A 17515-nucleotide genomic window follows, 5' to 3' on the forward strand; every position below is an offset into this window, starting at 1 on the left:
TTACATTTCTGCCGGCGTTTCCCTGTCCCTTTTGCGGGCGCTCATTCGGCATACCGCACATCGATGACCTGAAAGGGATGCAAACCCGTGGCACCTCAAGACAACTCCCAAACGCGCACCGCGACGCGCGTCCTGCGACTGGCCGGACTGACCCTGAGCCTGGCGGCCGCGTTTGCCGCGGCGCCGCCGGCGGTGGCCCAAGACGCGCGGCCAGTCGCCGCGCGGGACTATCGGATCCCGGCTGGCCCGCTGGACCAGGCGTTGTCGGCCTACGCCAAGGCGGGCGGCATCACGGTCTCGTTCAGGCCCGAGGACACGAACGGCCTGACCACGCAAGGGCTGGAGGGCAGCTACGACCCGGAAGCCGGACTGGCCAGGCTGCTGGCGGGCACCGGCCTGACCGCGGCAGCGGTGGGCGGGCAGGGCTACGTGGTGCGGGCGGCAACGCCGCCGGCAAAGGCCGCGCCGGCGGCCGCCGGAGCGCCGGCCGGCGCCAATACGCTGGAATCGATCCAGGTCAGCGGCGACTGGCTGGGCACGGGCCTGGAGAACAGCGTCCAGACCTTCGGCGGCGCGCGCACGCTGCTCAAGCGTGACGAAATCCAGAACAGCGGCGCCACCAGCGTCGCGGATGCGCTGCGCCGCGTGCCCGGCGTGCAGATCAGCGGCAGCACCAGCGCCAGCGGCAGTTCGGTCGGCCTGCACGTCGGCATCCGCGGCCTGAACCCGCGCAATTCCTTCCGCACGACGATGCTGCTGGACGGCATCCCGATGGCCATGGCGCCCTATGGCCAGCCGAACCTGGTGATGTCTCCCACCAGCCTGGGCAATATCGAGGCGATCGACGTGGTGCGTGGCGGCGGAGCAGTGCGCTACGGCCCGCAGAACGTGGGCGGCGTGATCAACTTCAAGACCCGGCCGATTCCGGCCGGGGGCGACGTCGTCGCCGACGCCTCGGCCCGCTACAACGTGTTCAGCCACGGCGGCGCCAACACCCAGTACACCGCCTTCCTGGGCAAGCAGTTCGACAGCGGCCTGGGCGTGGCGCTGATGTATTCCGGCATGGACGGCGAGCAATGGCGCGACGGCAGCGACGACCGCTACAACGACGTGGCACTCAAGTGGCGCTACGAGTTGACGCCGACGTCGGAAATCTACGGCAAGTTCGCGCATTACGACGTCAAGTCCATGACGCCGGGCGGCCTGACCGTGGCGCAGTACCGCGACGACCCCTTCCAGAACACCCATCCGACCGACTACTGGAAGGGCCAGCGCGACCAGATCGATGTCGGCTACCTGAATTCCATCTCGGACACGCAGGAGTTCGAGGCGCGCGTCTATCACTACGACAGCTCGCGCCAGAGTTCGCTGATCAACACCACCGCGCGCCGCAACGACTACCAGCCGCGCAACAACCAGGTCCTGGGCATCGAGCCGCGCTACACGCAGCGGCTGGAATGGGGGCCGACGACGCACGATGTCACCATCGGCTACCGGTACATTCACGAAACCGGCCAGGACAGGCGCTATTCGGTCTCCCTGGCCACGGGCCAGCGCGTCGGTGTCACGCAGGTGTTCGACAACGAAACCGAGGCGCACTCGATCTACCTGGATGACCGCATTGCCTATGGCAACTGGCGCGTCACGCCGGGCGTGCGCTACGAGCACATCGACACCAACCGCCAGCCCAGCGGCACCGCCAACGACACGCCGTTCGACCTGCGCAACAGCCGCGGCCTGCCGTCGCTGAACATCGCCTATCTGGTCAACGACGCCCTGACGCTCTACACCAACTACAACACCTCGTTCGGCGCGGTGCAGTACACCCAGCTCAACTCGATGTCGGCGAGCAACCCGCTCAGCCCCGAAGTGGCCAAGACGATGGAAGCCGGCCTGCGCTATTCGGGCGAGCAGACGCACACGGAATTCACCGTCTTCAACCTGCGCTTCGACAACCAGATCCTGTCGATTCCCGGCACCAATCCGGCCGTGTTCCGCAACCTGGGCGCCACCACCCACAATGGCGTCGAATTCGCCATCGACTACGACTTCGACAAGTCCGGGCCGCTGGCCGGCCTGAACGTCTACGCCAACTACACGTACGTGCGCGCCATCCAGAAGTCCGGCGAATTCGAAGGCAACGACGTGCCGTTCTATTCGCGCCAGACGGGCACGCTGGGCGGACGCTACACCCGCAACAACTGGACCTTCAACCTGTTCACCACGGCCCAGAGCGGCCAATACTCCGACACCGCCAACACCGAGGAAGAGAACGCGGACGCCACCACCGGCCGCGTACCCGGCTTCAGCGTCTGGAACACGCAGCTCAGCTACAAGTTCCCGCAATGGCGGGGCAGCGAACTGGCGGTCGGCGTGAACAACCTGTTTGACCGCCGCTACTACACCCGCAACGTCGACACCAACGGCGGCCGCATGGTCGGCGCGCCGCGCATGGTGTACCTGCAGGCGCGCCTGGCGTACTGATGCCGCGGCGCCTCTGGCTGACCTGCCACCGCTGGATCGCGCTGGGCCTGGGCGCGATCCTGATCCTGTCCGGGCTGACCGGCGCCTTGCTGGTGGTGGCGCGGCCGCTGGACAGGCTTGTGCATCCGGACTATTTCGTGGCCCGAGGCGGCCCGGCCGCCCAGCCGGCGTCGCTCGAAGCCTTGCGCGGCGACCTGGCCGCCGAGTTCGGCCCGCGCGCCGCCTTCACCTTCCGTCCGCCGCGCGAACCCGGCGAGACGATGCAAGTCAGGGTGAGGGCGCCAGGGGGCTGGCGCGGCACCGTCTACCTGGATCCGGCCAGCGGTCGGGAGCAGGGCAGGCGGGCCGAGGACGAAGGCATCGTCGCCATCGTCTACGCGCTGCACAGCGCCCTGATGCTGGAACAGACCGGCAAGGCCGTGCTGGCCTGGACGGCGCTGGCCTATCTGGTCCTGATGGTCTCGGGCCTGGTCATCTGGTGGCCGCGCAAATGGCCGCCGTCGCTGCGCATCGTGGTCAACAAAGGGGCGTTGCGCGCCTGGTTCGACATCCACCGCAATGGCGGCGCGATCCTCGCGCTGCTGCTGGCGGTCAGCATCGCCAGCGGCGCGTACCTGGCCTGGCGGCCCATCGGCAACTGGATCACGCTGGCCAGCGGCCAGCCAAGCGTCATGGCGCCCAAGCTGCCGGCGCGAGGCGCCGGCCCCACGCCGCCGATCCCGTCCCTGGACGACCTGGCGGCCGCCGCCCGGTCGGCATTTCCGGATGGCGCGATCGGCTATGTGCTCTACACCCCGCAGGCCGACCGGCCGCTGGCCATCCGCATGCGCGTGCCGGACGATCCGCATCCCAATGGCCGCTCGACCGTGTGGCTGGACCCTCGCGACGGCAAGGTCCTGGCGGCGCAGCGCTGGAATGAACTGGACCCGGGCACAAGGATCAACTCGGTGATCTATCCGCTGCACACCGGAGAACTGGGCGGCGTCGCCGGCGAGGCCATCGTGGGATTGCTGGGACTGGGCCTGGGCACGCTGGGAATCAGCGGAATCTGGCTGTGGTGGCGGCGGCGGTCGGTGAGGCGGCAGAAGGCGGGACCGGCAGGCTCATCCCATGCAAAGGGCTATTGATCGCCGCTGGCGGCCGCGCTATGGGCGGCGGACACTGAACCGCTCGGCCGCTTCCGCAATCCGTTGCGCCAGCAGTGCGGCAACCGGCTGCCGGCTGTCCGACGGCCGCTCGACCAGGCCGATCTCCCGGTAGAACGTCGCATCGCCCAGGTCCTTGATCACGACGCCCCGGGGCACCGACAGGGATTTGCTCAGGGGCAGCAGGGCAACCCCGACACCCCGGCGCACGAGCTGAGCGATCGCCTGCAGCTCATCCAGTTCGATCGCCTCGGTGACCGACAGCCGCGCGCGCCGCAGGAAGTGGTCGACCAGCCTTCCGCCGAAAGAGCCCCGGTCATAGCGAATGAACGGTTCGTTTTCCAGAAGCTCGCGCCATTCCCGATGCGCCAGCTTTTGCGGGGCCATCAGCACGAACGGTTCGTTGAACAGCACGCGCCAGCGCAAGTCGGCGGGCAGGGCGAAGGGGGGCTTGATCATGACGGCGATGTCCACTTCTCCCGAGTCCACCTGTCCCAGCAGATTGAGCGAGAGGCCGGGGACCAGCCGGATGCGATAGCCCGGATTGACGCTCCAGAATTCCGCCAGCGCATCCATCAGGAAGGTGGTCTGCGCCGAGGCGATCGATCCTATCCGGATCAGGCCCGTTTTTGGGGTGCTGGCATTGCCGCCGAACTTGGCGTAGACGGCCATCAACTCCTCGGCGATCGCCAAGGCTTCCCGGCCGTTGCCGTTGAGATGGGCGGCGCGTCCGGTCCGATCGAACAGGGGATAGCCGAGTTCTTCTTCCAGCCGCTGGATCTGCGCACTGACCGCCGACTGGGTCAAGCCGATATGCGCCGCCGCATTGGCGAAGGTGCCGTAGCGCACGACGGCCATGAATGTCTGGAGTTCTCGCAGCATGTGTTTGATCGAATTTATTGATGCTCAGATGGAAAATATATCGCTTTTCTTGTCCGAACTGCGCCCCTAGACTGGATCCGTTCATTGATCCTGCCCAACTTTCCATGCTTTCCAATCTTCTCAACGCAGTAAAGCCGTCGCCCACGCTGGCCATCACCAAACTGGCGGGGGACATGCGCCGCCGCGGCATCGACGTGATCGGCCTGTCGCAAGGCGAACCCGACTTTCCGACGCCGGAGCACATCTGCGCCGCCGCGAAGCAGGCGATCGATGCCGGCGCCACGCGCTACACCGACGTGGATGGCACCCGGGAACTGAAGGAGGCCATCGCCCGCAAATTCTGGCGCGACAACAGCATTTCCTACGACCCGTCGGAAATCAGCGTGGGCACGGGCGGCAAGCAGGTCATCTTCAATGCGCTGCTGGCCACCCTGAATCCGGGGGATGAAGTCATCATCCCCGCGCCGTACTGGGTCTCGTATCCCGACATGGTGCGGCTGGCGGGCGGCGTGCCCGTGGAAGTGGGCTGCCCGGCCTCGCAGGACTTCAAGATCCAGCCGGAACAACTGCGCCGCGCGATCACCCCGAGGACCAAATGGATCATCCTCAATTCGCCCAGCAATCCGACCGGGGCCGGCTATACACGCGCCGACCTGGCCGCGCTGGCCATCGAACTGCTCCGCCATCCGCAGGTGTGGGTCATGACGGACGACATGTACGAGCACATCCGCTACGACGGCTGGCAGTTCTCGACGATGGCGTCGGTCGAGCCTGATCTGCACGGTCGCACCCTGACCATCAACGGCGTCTCGAAAGCCTATGCCATGACCGGCTGGCGCATCGGCTATGCCGGCGGTCCGACGTCCTTGATCCAGGCAATGGCCACGATCCAGTCGCAAAGCACGAGCAACCCGTGCTCGGTTGCCCAGGCGGCCGCGGCGGCGGCGCTGGACGGGCCGATGGATTTCCTGGCGCCGCGCAACCAGGCCTTCAAGCGCCGGCGCGACGCCTGCCTGACGGCGCTCAACGCCATCGACGGCGTTCACTGCCGCACGCCCGAAGGCGCCTTTTACCTGTTTCCGTCCTGCGAAGGGCTGATCGGCCGCACGACGAAACAAGGCAAACTGCTGAAAACCGACGTGGACGTCGGCCAGTTCTTCCTGGAAGACGCCCATGTCGCGGTGGTGCCGGGCAGCGCCTTCGGCGCCGAAAACTACTTCCGCATTTCGTTCGCGACGTCGGACGAACGCCTGGCAGAGGCGTGCAAACGCCTGCGCGACGCCTGCAATACGCTCACTTGAACCCCGATCCCTGCGCGCATGGCGCCAGTTCTGATTTCACTACGGAGAGACACATGACGGTTTCCGACGAGGTTTATTTCAAGGCGCTGTCCGGCGTCACGACGGCAACGCTGACCACCATCCTCTTGAAGAAAGGGCTGCGCAACGTCTGGATCCGCGGCGCGTTCCCGCTGGCGCAAGGCTTGCCGCGCATCGTCGGGCGCGCGTTCACGGTCCGCTTCGTGCCGGCCCGCGAAGACCTGGCCACGCCCGAATCGTGGTCCTCGCCCAAGTCCAGCCGCGGCGCCATCGAGCAGATGCCCTCGGGCTGCATCGCGGTGGTGGACGCCATGGGCGTGAAGGACGCCGGCATCTGGGGCGATATCCTCTGCGCCCGCATGGCCAAGCGCGGCGTCGCCGGCCTGGTGACCGACGGCGTCGTGCGCGACCTGGCCGGCGTGCTGGGCACCCGGCTGCCTGTCTGGGCCAGCGGCGCGGCGGCGCCTCCGTCGGTCGCCGGGCTGACCTTCGTGGACTGGCAGCAGCCCGTGGCCTGCGGCGGGGTGGCGGTGTTCCCGGACGACGTCATCGTGGCCGACCAGGACGGCGCCGTCGTCATTCCGGCCGCGCTGGTGGCCGATGTGGTTGACGCCGCCGTCGAGCAGGAACGCTTCGAAGGCTGGATCATGGACGAAGTGAACAATGGCGCCATGCTGCCCGGCCTGTACCCGCCCAACGAGGCGAACAAGGCGAAGTACGAGGCTTCCAAGAAGAAGTAGCGCCACGCGGACGAGAAGAGGGCGATGCCGGCAGAACCGGCATCGCCCTTTTTTTCCATTCCTGGCGCCGTTCAGAAGCGCCAGTTCACCCGCAGCGTACCGGCATGCTGCTGGTTGCCGCCGCCATACTCGCCGTCATACGCCAGCGTGAAGGCCACGTTGCGCGACGCGCGCCATTGGCCCGCCAATTCCGTAACCAGGGCATTGCGGGCGATCGGCGCGCCCGCCACGGTGAAAGCGTCGCTGCCCGTGAAGGCCAGGGTCGACATCGGGTTCACGTCGCCGAAGGCATGGCGCCAGCCGGCGCCCGCCGTCAGCGCCAGCGCGTCCCACTGCGTCATGCCGCGCAGGCCCAGCGTGGTCGTCGTGGTCTGGTCGTGCTGGCGGTTGCCGGACAGGGCCGCGTCCCCGCCGGACTCGCTGAAGCCGCGCACGCGCTGGTCGCTGAACGCCACCCCGACATACGGTTCCAGCACGGCGCGTTCGCCCACGGGCAGCCCGTAGCCGATTTCGCCGAACAGTTGGCCGGTGCTGCCGCCGTAGTCGGCCTTGAGGTCCTCGTTGACGCCGGCAAAGGCGACGCTGCGCTTGCTGGAAATGTCGTGCCAGGTGTAGGCGGCGCCCAGCAGCAGGTTGACGTGGCCCGGCCCGGCGTCGAAGCGGCGCCCGCCGTACACGGTGGCGCTGTAGCTGTCGATGTCGCTCTGGCTGCTCAGGCCGTCCGCCTTGAGCTTGCTGTTCGTGACGCCGACCGCGCCGCCCAGGCGCCAGCCATTGCCGATGGCGCGGTCCGCGCCGGCATAGACGCCGCCGGTGTGCTGGCGCACGCGGGCGATGCCGTCCTCGCCGCCGCTGCGCTGCCACTGACCCACGACCTGAGCCCAGGCGGGCAGGGCGTCGGAGCCGGGCAGGGCGGAGGCGGAGAGGGGCGCGTCGCTCATGCCCGCGCTGGCGGTGGCCGCGCCGGGCTGCAGCGTCGCGCCCAGGCCGCGCCGCAGTTGCGCAAGCGGAATCGCGCGCGCGTTCGCGCCCAGGCCGGCGAGGGCGCTTGCCGTGCTGGCATGCGATTCCCCGGACAGCAGGGTCAGCGCTTGCGGCGGGCCGCCTGCGGGCAAGGTGAGCACCGCCCCGTAGAGCGGGTTGCTTTGCGGCAAGGATTCCAGCGCGACGCCGACGGCGTGCTGGTTCGGGGTCTCGGCCAGATCTTCAAACCGGATGGGACGCGACCCGGGCGTTTCACCATCGGTCGGCGGCGCGATCACGATGGGCGGGTTAACTACCGGGGGAATGACCACCGGCGGCGTGACATCGCGCCGCACCAGCTCCAGATTCACTGCCTTATCCGTGTAGTCCAGTTTCGCGGTCAGGTAGGCGTACTGTGAATTGACGCTGGAAAACTGGCCCTGCACGTAGCTGGCCGACACGATGGTGTACTTGGAATTGAGCGCGAAGCCGTCGCCCACGCCCACGTGCAGCAGGTTGCCGCCTTGCAGGATGGCCGCGCCGTCCACCACCAGGCGGCCAGGCGTCCCGTTCGGATCGGCGCGCACCGCAAAGATGGAGTCCGGCTGGAAGGTTGCGTTGCCCGTGACCTTGAAATCGCCGCCCGCCAGCGACAGGGTGCCGCCCGGCCGCACCTCCAACGAGGCCACCTTGCCGCTGCCGCCCAGCGTCGCCCCGTTGCTCACGCTGACGCTGCCCCCCAGGACTGCGCCGGACGCGAGGTTCAGCGTGCCTTGCTGCACAAACGCCGAACCGGTGAACGCTGTGCTGTCGCCGGTCAGCTCGAGCGCCGCGGCGCCGCGCTTGGCGAACGTTCCCATCCCGCTCAGCTTGTCCCGATAGCGACTGTCCACGGCCTCATCGAGTACGAAACTCGAGCCGGCCGCCATGTCCACGTTGCCTTGAAAGCGCTGGGCCGAGGCGGCAAGCCCGCCCGCTTCGACGCGCCAACCCAGATAGTTCTCGTCGGTCAGCGTCAGCGTGCCCGGGCCGTCCTTGGTCATCGTGCCAAACTGGCCGTTCAAGCCGTAAAGCCCGCCGCCATAGGTCAGGTCGCCGCGGGTCAGGATGGACACGTCGGCCGCACTGGCGATGAGTTGCGGCAACGCATCGTGGTTCAGGATCACCCGGCCGTTGGCCGCCAGCAGCCTGCCGTAGTCCGACGGGCCATTCAGGCGCAGGGTGCCCAAGCCTTCTTTTATCAGTGTCGTTGCCAAGCCATGCACGCCCTGGGTGACGTCGAGCACGGAGCGGTCGTTGACGTCGATCGTGCCGCTGCCGGCCGTCAGCGAGATGGCCGCGTTCACCGTGGCAAGGCCGCCGACCGGCGTATAGGCCAATCTGGCGGCGCCCAACGCGATCGTGGACGCCGAGTCGCCAAGCTGGGCGCCATCGACGAAGTTCAAGGTTCCCGATTTCACGGCCCAGTTCGGCCGCTCAGCGCTCAGGCCGGTCAGTTGCCAGGTTCCGCTTCCGGTCTTCTCCAGATTGGAGAATCCGATGAACCCGACGCCCAATTGCGTCATGTCGAAGCTGCCGGTCGCAGCGCCGCCCAGCGCCAGGACGTTGCCGGTGCCGGTGCTTCGGACGCCGCCCTGGAAGCTGTAGCCGTCGCGCAATTCCAGACGCGCATTGGTGCCCGACATGAGCACGGCGTCGGCGCGCGAGGAGCCCCCCAGCGTCCCGCCCTGGATGGTGCCGGCATTGATCAGCGTGCCGGAGCCCGCAATCACCACGCCGGCGCCGCCGGACTGGCCATCGCCGCCGCGTATGATCCCTTCATTCGTCAGGACCCCGTCTGTCACGGAGACGCCGGTCCCGCCGGCGCCGTTCATCGTCGTGAATCCAGCCTGGCTTCCGGCCGCGCCGCTATTGCCGCCCACGATGACGCCGGTCGCTTCGTTGTTCAGGATTGCGCTGCCCAGGACGACTCCTGCGCCTCCGGCCCCGGCCAGCGCGCCGGACGCGGAGGCGAAGCCCGCAATGCTATTGCCGCCGATGCCGCCGGTGATTGAGCCCAAATTGTTGATCGTGACCCCGGAGGCGGAGAGGGCGTAGATGCCATTGCCGCCGTCGCCGCCACCGCCCGCGACACCGCCGTCCACTGAAGACGTGCCTCCGCTGCCGCCCAGCCCCCCCACGACAACGCCATGGCTCGTAAACGTGAAATTCGTGCTGGAGTCGAGCCCCATCCCATCCCCACCACCGCCGCCGCCGCCCGAACCGGCACCCTTCGCCGCCGTGTCGGAGCCTGATATGCTGGCGCCGCCATTGCCGCCGCGTCCGCCGACGACGGTCCCCCTGCTGACGGTGCTGACGCCATTTGTATTGATAAACATCGCCCCGGTCCCGCCGCCGGCGCCGCCGCCAGCGACATAGGACGCACTCCCGGCGTCGCCAGCGCCTCCCAGGCCGCCGGTCAGGGTCGTGCCGCCCGTCAACAATCCGGCATTGATCGACTGGTAGGCCCAGGAGCCCCCGTGCGCCGGACTAAAGCCGCCTTGTCCATTCATTCCCTCACCGGACCAGAAACTGCCGGCGCCCGCCGCGCCCGCGTCGAAGCTCGAGGCGCCAGCTGCGCTAGACGCCTGAGCAGGCGCGCTGGCGCAAGCGAACAGGGCAGCCAGCGCGGCGGCCAACGGACGCAGGGCCAGAAGCGCGCCGTTCGGCAGGGCGGAATCGTGGCGGGCGGAGCGATGGGATGGCATAGGGACCTCGGTGCGAGGCAGGCGGAATGCCTGCCAGGATGTTGGTCCGTCGGTAACGCGATACGCCCGTAGGTTCCATTTTGAGATGTTGGACGGCGCAAAATACCAAGTTTCAGGGATGCCAGGGGCATCATCCGCGGCTTACTGGAGTGCAGCGCACGTCCCGCCAAGAATGCCGCCGACCGCCTAGATGGCGCTTTGCTTCATCCGGCTGGACAACGCCGCGGCGCTTTCCTTGCGCTCGCTGTAGCGGTCCACCAGATAGGGGCCCGCATCCCGCGTGAGCAGGGTGAACTTCATCAACTCCTCGACGACGTCGACGACGCGATCGTAGTAGGGGGAGGGCTTCATGCGCCCCGCCTCGTCGAATTCCTGGTAGGCGCGGGCTACCGATGACTGGTTCGGAATGGTCAGCATGCGCATCCAGCGTCCCAGGATCCGCATCTGGTTCACGGCGTTGAAAGACTGGGAGCCGCCAGAAACCTGCATGACCGCCAGCGTCTTGCCCTGGGTCGGGCGCACGGCCCCGACCGACAGCGGAATCCAGTCTATCTGCGTCTTCATCAAACCCGTCATCGCGCCGTGACGCTCCGGCGAACTCCAGACCATGCCTTCCGCCCATTGCGCCAGTTCGTGCAGTTCACGCACTTTGGGATGATCCTCGCTGGCGTCGTCGACCAGCGGGAGCCCGGAGGGATTGAACAGCCGGGTCTCGCCACCCAGCGCCCGGAGCAGCCGCGCCGCTTCCTCGGCGACCAGCCGGCTGTAGGAACGCTCGCGCAGCGATCCGTAGAGCAGCAGGAAGCGCGGTGCGTGCCGGGCCCGCACGGGCGGGAACAGCTTGGCCATGTCGGGCTGTTCGAACAATGACGGTTCCAGGCTGGGCAAATCGGCAAGGGCTTCAGACACGGTTGCCCTCCGCGTCGATCAGCGGCTCGCCGTCTTCCTTGTTGAAAGCGCCGCGCTGGCGCTGGGGCAGAATGTCCAGCACGGCCTCCGACGGCCGGCACAGGCGGGTGCCCAGTGGCGTGACCACGATCGGACGATTGATCAGAAGGGGATGCTGCAGCATGAAACCGATCAGCTGCTCCTCCGTCCATTTTGGATCCGACAGGCCCAGCTCGTCGTAGGGCGTGCCCTTTTGCCGGAGCACGTCGCGCGCCTGCATTCCCATGGCCGAAATCAACGACCTCAGCGTTGCGGCGTCGGGCGGCGTCTTCATGTACTCGATGATGGTCGGCTCTTCTCCGCTATTGCGGATCAACCCGAGCACATTGCGGGACGTGCCGCAGGCGGGGTTGTGATAGATCGTGATGGAACTCATGAAACACCTCTGTGGATACAAGACTAGAACTTCAAGGCGCCGACGGCCGCGCCCGCAATGCAAGCAGGGCGGCGCCGGCAGCCAGGCCGATGCTCCCGGACAGCCATAGCGCGTTGGCTCCCCAGGCATCGAGCGCCAGGCCGAAGAGATAGGGCGAAAGCGCTTGCGCAATCCGCGCCGGCATCATCAGCCATCCCTGGCGCGCGCCGTATCCTTGGGCGCCAAACAACGCCAGGGGCAACGTGCCTTTGGCAATGGTCAGAATGCCGTTGCCCGCCCCGTGCAGGATGGCGAACACCGGGGCCATCGCCGGTCCCCCGGTCAGCAGCACCGCGACGCCGGCGGGATGCGCGAGCGCCGCAAGGCGCGCCGACAACAAGGGATGCACACGGCCCAGGAAGCCGAACTCGAGCAGGCGGCCGGCCACCTGCGCGGGACCGATCAGCGCGCCCACGGCCACGGCCGCCGTGAGCGTGGCGCCCGTGGCTTCCAGCATCCGCGGCAGGTGCGTGGCCATTGCCGTGCTGATGAACCACGTGGCGGCAAACACGAAGGCGAGGAGGGCGGCGGCATGCCCCCCGGGTCCCGGATCGGGAGCAGGGGACAAATCGCCCTGCGCCGGGCCCGCGACATGCGGGCGTTCCGCCATCGAGACCGCTGGCGCCTTGGGAAGCCAGGCATTCAGCGGCAGGCCCGCCAATAGATGCAAGGCTGCCCAGCCCAGGCAGGCGCCGCGCCAACCGAATTGCGATTCCATCCAGGCCGACAGCGGCCATCCGACGGTGCTGGCAAACCCGGCGATCAGCGTGATCCCCGTGATCGCGCCCCGCGCATGATGGCCATACAGGCGCACCAGGCTGGAAAAGGCGGCCTCGTAAAGGCCAGAGCCCATCGCAACGCCGATGACGACCCAAGCCGCCACCATCGTCCAGAGACCCTGGGCGAACGCCAGCATCCCCAGCCCCAGCGCAAACAGCACACTCGTGCCCGCCAGGACGATCCGGCCGCCACGGCGGTCGATCGCTTGTCCTGCCCATGGGCCCGCCAGCGCCGAAGCGACCATGGCGCCGGAGAATGCCGCGTAGACCGTCGGCGCGGACACACCCAGATCCCGGGCCATGGGATCGGCCAACATCGCCGGCAGGTAGTAGGAAGAGGCCCAGGCCAGCGTCTGAGCCGTTCCCAGGGCGGCAATTACTCGAACAGGGGCGCCGGGCACGACTCAGTTCCGCCTGGCGCCGGCGTCGTACCAGCCCTTGCTCTGGTTGACGATGCGCACGACCAGCAGCATCACCGGCACTTCGATCAGCACGCCCACCACGGTGGCCAGGGCCGCGCCCGACTGGAACCCGAAGAGACTGATCGCGGCGGCGACGGCAAGCTCGAAGAAATTGGATGCCCCGATCAGCGCCGACGGGCACGCGATACTGTGCTGCTCGCCGACGCGGCGATTGAGCCAGTACGCCAGCCCCGAATTGAAGAACACCTGGATCAGGATGGGCACGGCCAGCATCGCGATCACCAACGGCTGGGCAATGATGGCTTCGCCCTGGAACGCAAACAGCAGCACCAGCGTCAGCAGCAAGGCCGTCATCGAAAACGGCCCGATGCGCGCCAGCGCCGCCTCGAAAGCCGCCTGGCCGCGGCGCAGCAGCGCGCGCCGCCAAAGCTGGGCAAGGATGACGGGAATCACGATGTACAGCCCCACGGACACCAGCAACGTGTCCCAGGGCACGGTGATGGCCGACAGGCCCAGCAGCAGCCCGACGACGGGCGCGAAGGCGAACACCATGATGGCGTCGTTCAGCGCGACCTGCGACAGCGTGAACGCCGGATCACCGCCTGTCAGCCGGCTCCAGACGAACACCATGGCGGTGCAGGGCGCAGCGGCCAGCAGGATCAGGCCCGCGATGTAGCTATCCAGCTGGTCGGCGGGCAGCCAGGGGGAAAACACCTGGCGGATGAACAGCCAGCCCAGGAAGGCCATCGAGAACGGCTTGACGGCCCAGTTGATGAAGAGCGTCACGCCGATGCCGCGCCAATGCTGCTTGACCTGGCCCAGTGCGCCAAAGTCCACCTTGAGCAGCATCGGGATGATCATCACCCAGATCAGGATTCCGACCGGCAGGTTGACCTGGGCGACTTCCAGGCGGCCAATCGTCTGGAACAACGCGGGCATAAGTTGGCCAAGCGTTACTCCCAAGACGATGCAGAGGAAAACCCACAACGTGAGGTAGCGCTCGAAAACACTCATCCCGGAGCGCTCGCGCGGGGCCGGTGCCGCCTGTGTACTCGACGACATTGGCTTACTCCCGGGACTGACCAATACCGCGCACCTCGGTCTGGAGCGACATGGCATCGAGGCGGTCAAGCGGCAAAGACAAGAAGAGTTCGATACGACGCTTGAGCATCCGCGCAGCATCGTGGAATGCCTTGAGACGTTCTTCTTCGCTGCCCTCATGCGCAGCAGGATCCGGCACGCCCCAATGCGCAGTCATCGGATGCCCTGGCCATACTGGGCAAACTTCACCGACCGCGTTGTCACACACCGTGATGATGAAGTCCATCTTGGGGGCATCCGGGGCAGCGAATTCGTCCCAACTTTTGCTCCGGTACCCATCCATGGGCAGCGAGTAGGATTTGAGGGTGGCGAGAGCTAGCGGGTGGACCTTGCCCTTAGGAGTGCTACCAGCCGAGTACGCCTGAAACCGGTCAGCCCCCAACCCCCTGAGCAGCCCTTCGGCCAGGATTGAACGCGCGGAATTACCGGTGCATAGAAAGAGCACATTGAAAGGGGAGTGCGACATGGGAATTCCTAGCAGCAACGAGTGGTGAAGTTTGCTTTTGGGGTGCAGCAACCGGTTGGCATCTCAGCTTTGATCGATGGCGAACAGCAGCCGGGCGCCGCCACCTGGTTGACCTGCGCGCTGTGCAACTCGCCATAGACGGGAATGGCGTCCAGCGTGTGGAAGTGTTCCCACGCCAATCCTTGTGGATCGGTGATCCAGTATTTCTCGCTGCGGGCGTAGCAGCAGGACGTTTCTCCCAGGTCATCGACGTGCAAATGGACGTGAAAGCGCTTCATGGAGAACTCCTGGTTAGCAGGTCGTGCAGGCCGCGGGGCCGGAAGCCTCACAGGGCGCTCCCTGGCAGCAATGCTCGGTGAGATAGGCGAGCAATCCATTCATCTTCGAGAAATCGGCGCGGTAGATCAGATTGCGCCCCTGTTGCTCGACGCTGACCAGGCCCGCATGCGCAAGCTCCTTCAGGTGAAAGGAAAGCGTGTTGCGCGCGACCCCGAGCTGGTCTGCCAGGACGCTAGGCATGAGTCCTGGCAAGCCGGCCACCACGAGTGCGCGGAAAGTCCGCAGTCGTTGAGGATGGGCAAGGGCGCCGAGCGCTGAGATAGCTTGATCTTCGTTCATGATTCGATCATACAACGATTATTGAACTATTGAGCCAGGAATTGCGCCAAGGTATATGTAGTTGTGTAATCTACATTTATGTAGCGTACGCGACTAGCCAGGAGTACGCTGTTTCCATGAACTGGCTCATCCTCGTCCTCTCCCTGCCCACCGAAAACGCCACCGCTCGCATGCGCGCCTGGCGAGCCCTGAAATCGTGTGGGGCCGCCGTGCTGCGAGACGGCGTCTACCTGCTGCCCGAAATAAAAGGCGATGGCCTCGCCTCCATCTCGCAAGACGTGCGCGAAAACGGGGGAAGCGCCTTTTTGCTGCGGGCTGCCGCCAGCACGGAAGACGACGAGCGCGACTTTCGCATTCTCTTCGACAGGTCGACGGACTACGCCGAGCTGATGAAGGAGGTGGCGCAGGCCCAGGCCTCGCTGACGCTCGCCGAGGCAATGGATATGCTCAAGCTCGCCCGCAAGCTGCGCAAACGGTACGCCCAGATTGCCTCCATCGACTTTTTCGCCGCCGAGGCCCAACGGCAGGCGGACGCCGCGTTGTTGGAACTGGAAGAGGGCGCCAATCGGGCCCTGTCGCCCGATGAGCCGCATGCGGCCGGCGCGGCGGTGTCCCGTCTGCGGATTGCCGATTTCCAGGGCCGCCGCTGGGCCACGCGGGCGCGGCCGTGGGTTGACCGTCTGGCCAGCGCCTGGTTGATCCGCAGGCATATCGATCCCGAAGCCCGTTTCATCTGGCTCCAGTCGCCAGCCGCTTGCCCGGGTGACGCGCTGGGCTTCGACTTTGACGGCGCCACGTTCTCGCATGCCGGTCCCAGGGTGACCTTCGAAACACTATTGACGGCCTTTGGCCTGCAAAGCGCGGCGTTGAAACGCCTGGGCGCCATCGTGCACTACCTGGATGTCGGGGGAGTGCAGCCCGCAGAGGCGGCGGGGGTGGAGCAGGTCCTGGCCGGACTGCGCGACACCATCGCCGACGACGATCAGTTGCTTGCCCTGGCCTGCGGCGTGTTCGACGGTTTGGCGGCCAGCTTTAGAAAAGAGAACGGCAAATGAACACCCGCATGCAAGAACGCGCCGCACCGCGTGCCGGTCCCGTCTCGGCGACGGCGGATGCTCCCCGGCAGGTCGCCTTTCGTCAGGCATTCTGGTTTTGGCTGAAGCTGGGTTTCATCAGCTTCGGCGGACCGGCGGGTCAGATCGCCATCATGCACACCGAATTGGTCGAACGCCGACGCTGGATAAGCGAACGGCGCTTCCTGCACGCGCTGAACTACTGCATGCTGCTGCCCGGACCGGAGGCCCAGCAACTGGCTACCTATATCGGTTGGCTGCTGCACCGGACCTCGGGAGGAATCATTGCCGGGGTGCTGTTCGTGCTGCCTTCGCTTTTTATCCTGATCGGATTGTCCTGGGTCTATGTGGCGCACGGCGACATCCCGGTCATCGCCGGGATCTTCAACGGCATCAAGCCGGCCGTCACGGCGATCGTGCTCCATGCGGCGCACCGGATCGGATCACGCGCGCTCAAGAGTCCCGTTCTATGGAGCATCGCAGGCGCAGCCTTTGTGGCCATCTTCGCGCTGCATGTGCCATTTCCGCTGATCGTTGCGGCCGCCGCGCTGATCGGCTTCGCCGGCGGAAAGAAATGGCCGGACCATTTTCGTACCAGCACACGACACGGCTCCGGCGCACAGGGAGCCGGTCCGGCGTTGATTGACGACGACACCCCCACGCCGGACCACGCCAGGTTTCGCTGGCCGCGACTGGCTGCGATTTTGGGAACAGGGGCTTTGCTTTGGGTCGCGCCCATGGCGGTGCTGGCGGCCCTATATGGCTGGCAGGGCGCGTACACGCAGATGGGATGGTTCTTCACGAAAGCGGCCTTTCTTACCTTTGGCGGCGCTTACGCGGTGCTGCCTTACCTCTATCAAGGAGCCGTCGATACCTATGCCTGGTTGACCCCGATCCAGATGATCGATGGACTGGCCCTGGGAGAAACCACGCCCGGCCCCCTCATCATGGTGGTTGCGTTCGTAGGCTTTGTCGGTGGCTACACCCAGGCGCTCCTGGGCCCAGAACCGTTGTTCCTGGCCGGCGTGCTGGCGGCAACGATCGTCACCTGGTTCACCTTCCTGCCGTCATTTTTGTTCATTCTGGCGGGCGGCCCGCTGGTCGAAGCGACCAAGGAAGACCTGAAGTTCACCGCGCCGCTTGTAGCCATCACCGCGGCGGTCGTTGGGGTCATCCTCAACCTGGCGCTCTTCTTCGGCTATCACGTCCTGTGGCCGGACGGCCTTGCAGGGCGGTTCGACATCGGTTCGGCGCTGATCGTACTCGGAGCCGCCATCGCGCTGTTCAAGTTCAAACGAGGTGTGATCGAGGTCATTGCGCTCTGCGCCGCCATTGGCCTCGTCTTGAAACTCACCCTTTGAGGCGGCGCCATGTATCGGATTCCCCCGCAAGGGGCCCAGTCAGCCATGCAAC

The 17515-nt window shown here is 66.4% G+C and carries 15 protein-coding genes; 6 read left to right on the forward strand and 9 right to left on the reverse strand.

All coding sequences use genetic code 11. The features are described 5' to 3' along the window. Positions 1-87: 87 nt before the first annotated feature. Positions 88-2484, forward strand: coding sequence for a TonB-dependent siderophore receptor (locus ABE485_RS09995; RefSeq protein WP_346515136.1), 2397 nt, complete (start codon positions 88-90; stop codon positions 2482-2484). Next, positions 2484-3611, forward strand: coding sequence for a PepSY-associated TM helix domain-containing protein (locus ABE485_RS10000; RefSeq protein ID WP_346515137.1), 1128 nt, complete (start codon positions 2484-2486; stop codon positions 3609-3611). The genes ABE485_RS09995 and ABE485_RS10000 overlap by 1 nt, the downstream gene beginning before the upstream one ends. Before the next feature lie 18 nt (positions 3612-3629). On the opposite strand, the gene ABE485_RS10005 is transcribed toward ABE485_RS10000, so the two are convergent. Further along, entirely contained in the window at positions 3630-4511 is an 882-nt protein-coding gene (locus ABE485_RS10005) for a LysR family transcriptional regulator (RefSeq protein ID WP_346515138.1), read from the reverse strand. Positions 4512-4615: 104 nt separating this feature from the next. Between ABE485_RS10005 and ABE485_RS10010 the strand changes: the two genes are divergently transcribed. Continuing rightward, the gene (locus tag ABE485_RS10010) at positions 4616-5812 is read left to right on the forward strand and encodes a pyridoxal phosphate-dependent aminotransferase (RefSeq protein WP_346515139.1); all 1197 of its coding nucleotides are present in this window, start codon (positions 4616-4618) and stop codon (positions 5810-5812) included. A gap of 53 nt (positions 5813-5865) precedes the next feature. After that, on the forward strand, positions 5866-6570 hold the full coding sequence (locus tag ABE485_RS10015) for a ribonuclease activity regulator RraA (RefSeq protein ID WP_346515140.1): 705 nt from the start codon (positions 5866-5868) through the stop codon (positions 6568-6570). A 71-nt stretch (positions 6571-6641) separates the two neighbouring features. Here ABE485_RS10015 and ABE485_RS10020 read toward each other — a convergent pair whose 3' ends face one another. From ABE485_RS10020 to ABE485_RS10055, 8 genes are all read right to left on the reverse strand, one after another. Continuing rightward, positions 6642-10280 (reverse strand): autotransporter domain-containing protein, encoded by a 3639-nt coding sequence (locus ABE485_RS10020; protein WP_346515141.1) that lies wholly within the window; start codon positions 10278-10280, stop codon positions 6642-6644. Between the two features lie 186 nt (positions 10281-10466). Further along, entirely contained in the window at positions 10467-11189 is a 723-nt protein-coding gene (arsH, locus tag ABE485_RS10025; protein WP_346515142.1) for an arsenical resistance protein ArsH, read from the reverse strand. Further along, on the reverse strand, positions 11182-11604 hold the full coding sequence (gene arsC / locus ABE485_RS10030; RefSeq protein ID WP_346515143.1) for an arsenate reductase (glutaredoxin): 423 nt from the start codon (positions 11602-11604) through the stop codon (positions 11182-11184). Before arsC ends, arsH begins: the two co-directional genes overlap by 8 nt. A gap of 31 nt (positions 11605-11635) precedes the next feature. Further along, the gene (locus tag ABE485_RS10035; protein ID WP_346515144.1) at positions 11636-12823 is read right to left on the reverse strand and encodes an MFS transporter; all 1188 of its coding nucleotides are present in this window, start codon (positions 12821-12823) and stop codon (positions 11636-11638) included. A 3-nt stretch (positions 12824-12826) separates the two neighbouring features. Then, positions 12827-13906 (reverse strand): ACR3 family arsenite efflux transporter, encoded by a 1080-nt coding sequence (arsB, locus tag ABE485_RS10040; RefSeq protein WP_346515145.1) that lies wholly within the window; start codon positions 13904-13906, stop codon positions 12827-12829. A 4-nt stretch (positions 13907-13910) separates the two neighbouring features. Further along, positions 13911-14411 (reverse strand): arsenate reductase ArsC, encoded by a 501-nt coding sequence (locus ABE485_RS10045; protein WP_346515146.1) that lies wholly within the window; start codon positions 14409-14411, stop codon positions 13911-13913. Between the two features lie 8 nt (positions 14412-14419). Next, positions 14420-14689: a hypothetical protein gene (locus ABE485_RS10050; RefSeq protein ID WP_346515147.1), complete on the reverse strand. Its 270-nt coding sequence runs from the start codon at positions 14687-14689 to the stop codon at positions 14420-14422. A 13-nt stretch (positions 14690-14702) separates the two neighbouring features. Further along, complete coding sequence (locus ABE485_RS10055; protein ID WP_346515148.1) at positions 14703-15029, reverse strand: ArsR/SmtB family transcription factor; 327 nt, start codon at positions 15027-15029, stop codon at positions 14703-14705. Between the two features lie 116 nt (positions 15030-15145). Here ABE485_RS10055 and ABE485_RS10060 point away from each other — a divergent pair, with 116 nt between their 5' ends. Further along, the gene (locus ABE485_RS10060; RefSeq protein ID WP_346515149.1) at positions 15146-16084 is read left to right on the forward strand and encodes a chromate resistance protein ChrB domain-containing protein; all 939 of its coding nucleotides are present in this window, start codon (positions 15146-15148) and stop codon (positions 16082-16084) included. Beyond that, a complete protein-coding gene (gene chrA / locus ABE485_RS10065; protein ID WP_346515150.1) occupies positions 16081-17463 on the forward strand; it encodes a chromate efflux transporter in 1383 nt (460 codons plus the stop codon). The genes ABE485_RS10060 and chrA overlap by 4 nt, the downstream gene beginning before the upstream one ends. The last annotated feature ends 52 nt before the right edge of the window (positions 17464-17515 follow it).

The sequence above is a fragment of the Achromobacter spanius genome (assembly GCF_039673305.1).
In the GTDB taxonomy this organism is placed as follows: Bacteria; Pseudomonadota; Gammaproteobacteria; order Burkholderiales; family Burkholderiaceae_B; genus Achromobacter; species Achromobacter spanius_F.

Bases quoted from the DNA above. Each gene is read 5' to 3' on its own strand.
- ABE485_RS10020 (WP_346515141.1), bottom strand. From the start codon at position 10,280: ATGCCATCCCATCGCTCCGCCCGCCACGATTCCGCCCTGCCGAACGGC.
- ABE485_RS10015 (WP_346515140.1), top strand. From the start codon at position 5,866: ATGACGGTTTCCGACGAGGTTTATTTCAAGGCGCTGTCCGGCGTCACG.
- ABE485_RS10050 (WP_346515147.1), bottom strand. From the start codon at position 14,689: ATGAAGCGCTTTCACGTCCATTTGCACGTCGATGACCTGGGAGAAACG.
- ABE485_RS10055 (WP_346515148.1), bottom strand. From the start codon at position 15,029: ATGAACGAAGATCAAGCTATCTCAGCGCTCGGCGCCCTTGCCCATCCT.
- ABE485_RS10060 (WP_346515149.1), top strand. From the start codon at position 15,146: ATGAACTGGCTCATCCTCGTCCTCTCCCTGCCCACCGAAAACGCCACC.
- arsC (WP_346515143.1), bottom strand. From the start codon at position 11,604: ATGAGTTCCATCACGATCTATCACAACCCCGCCTGCGGCACGTCCCGC.
- ABE485_RS10005 (WP_346515138.1), bottom strand. From the start codon at position 4,511: ATGCTGCGAGAACTCCAGACATTCATGGCCGTCGTGCGCTACGGCACC.
- arsB (WP_346515145.1), bottom strand. From the start codon at position 13,906: ATGTCGTCGAGTACACAGGCGGCACCGGCCCCGCGCGAGCGCTCCGGG.
- ABE485_RS10045 (WP_346515146.1), bottom strand. From the start codon at position 14,411: ATGTCGCACTCCCCTTTCAATGTGCTCTTTCTATGCACCGGTAATTCC.
- ABE485_RS10000 (WP_346515137.1), top strand. From the start codon at position 2,484: ATGCCGCGGCGCCTCTGGCTGACCTGCCACCGCTGGATCGCGCTGGGC.
- chrA (WP_346515150.1), top strand. From the start codon at position 16,081: ATGAACACCCGCATGCAAGAACGCGCCGCACCGCGTGCCGGTCCCGTC.
- ABE485_RS10010 (WP_346515139.1), top strand. From the start codon at position 4,616: ATGCTTTCCAATCTTCTCAACGCAGTAAAGCCGTCGCCCACGCTGGCC.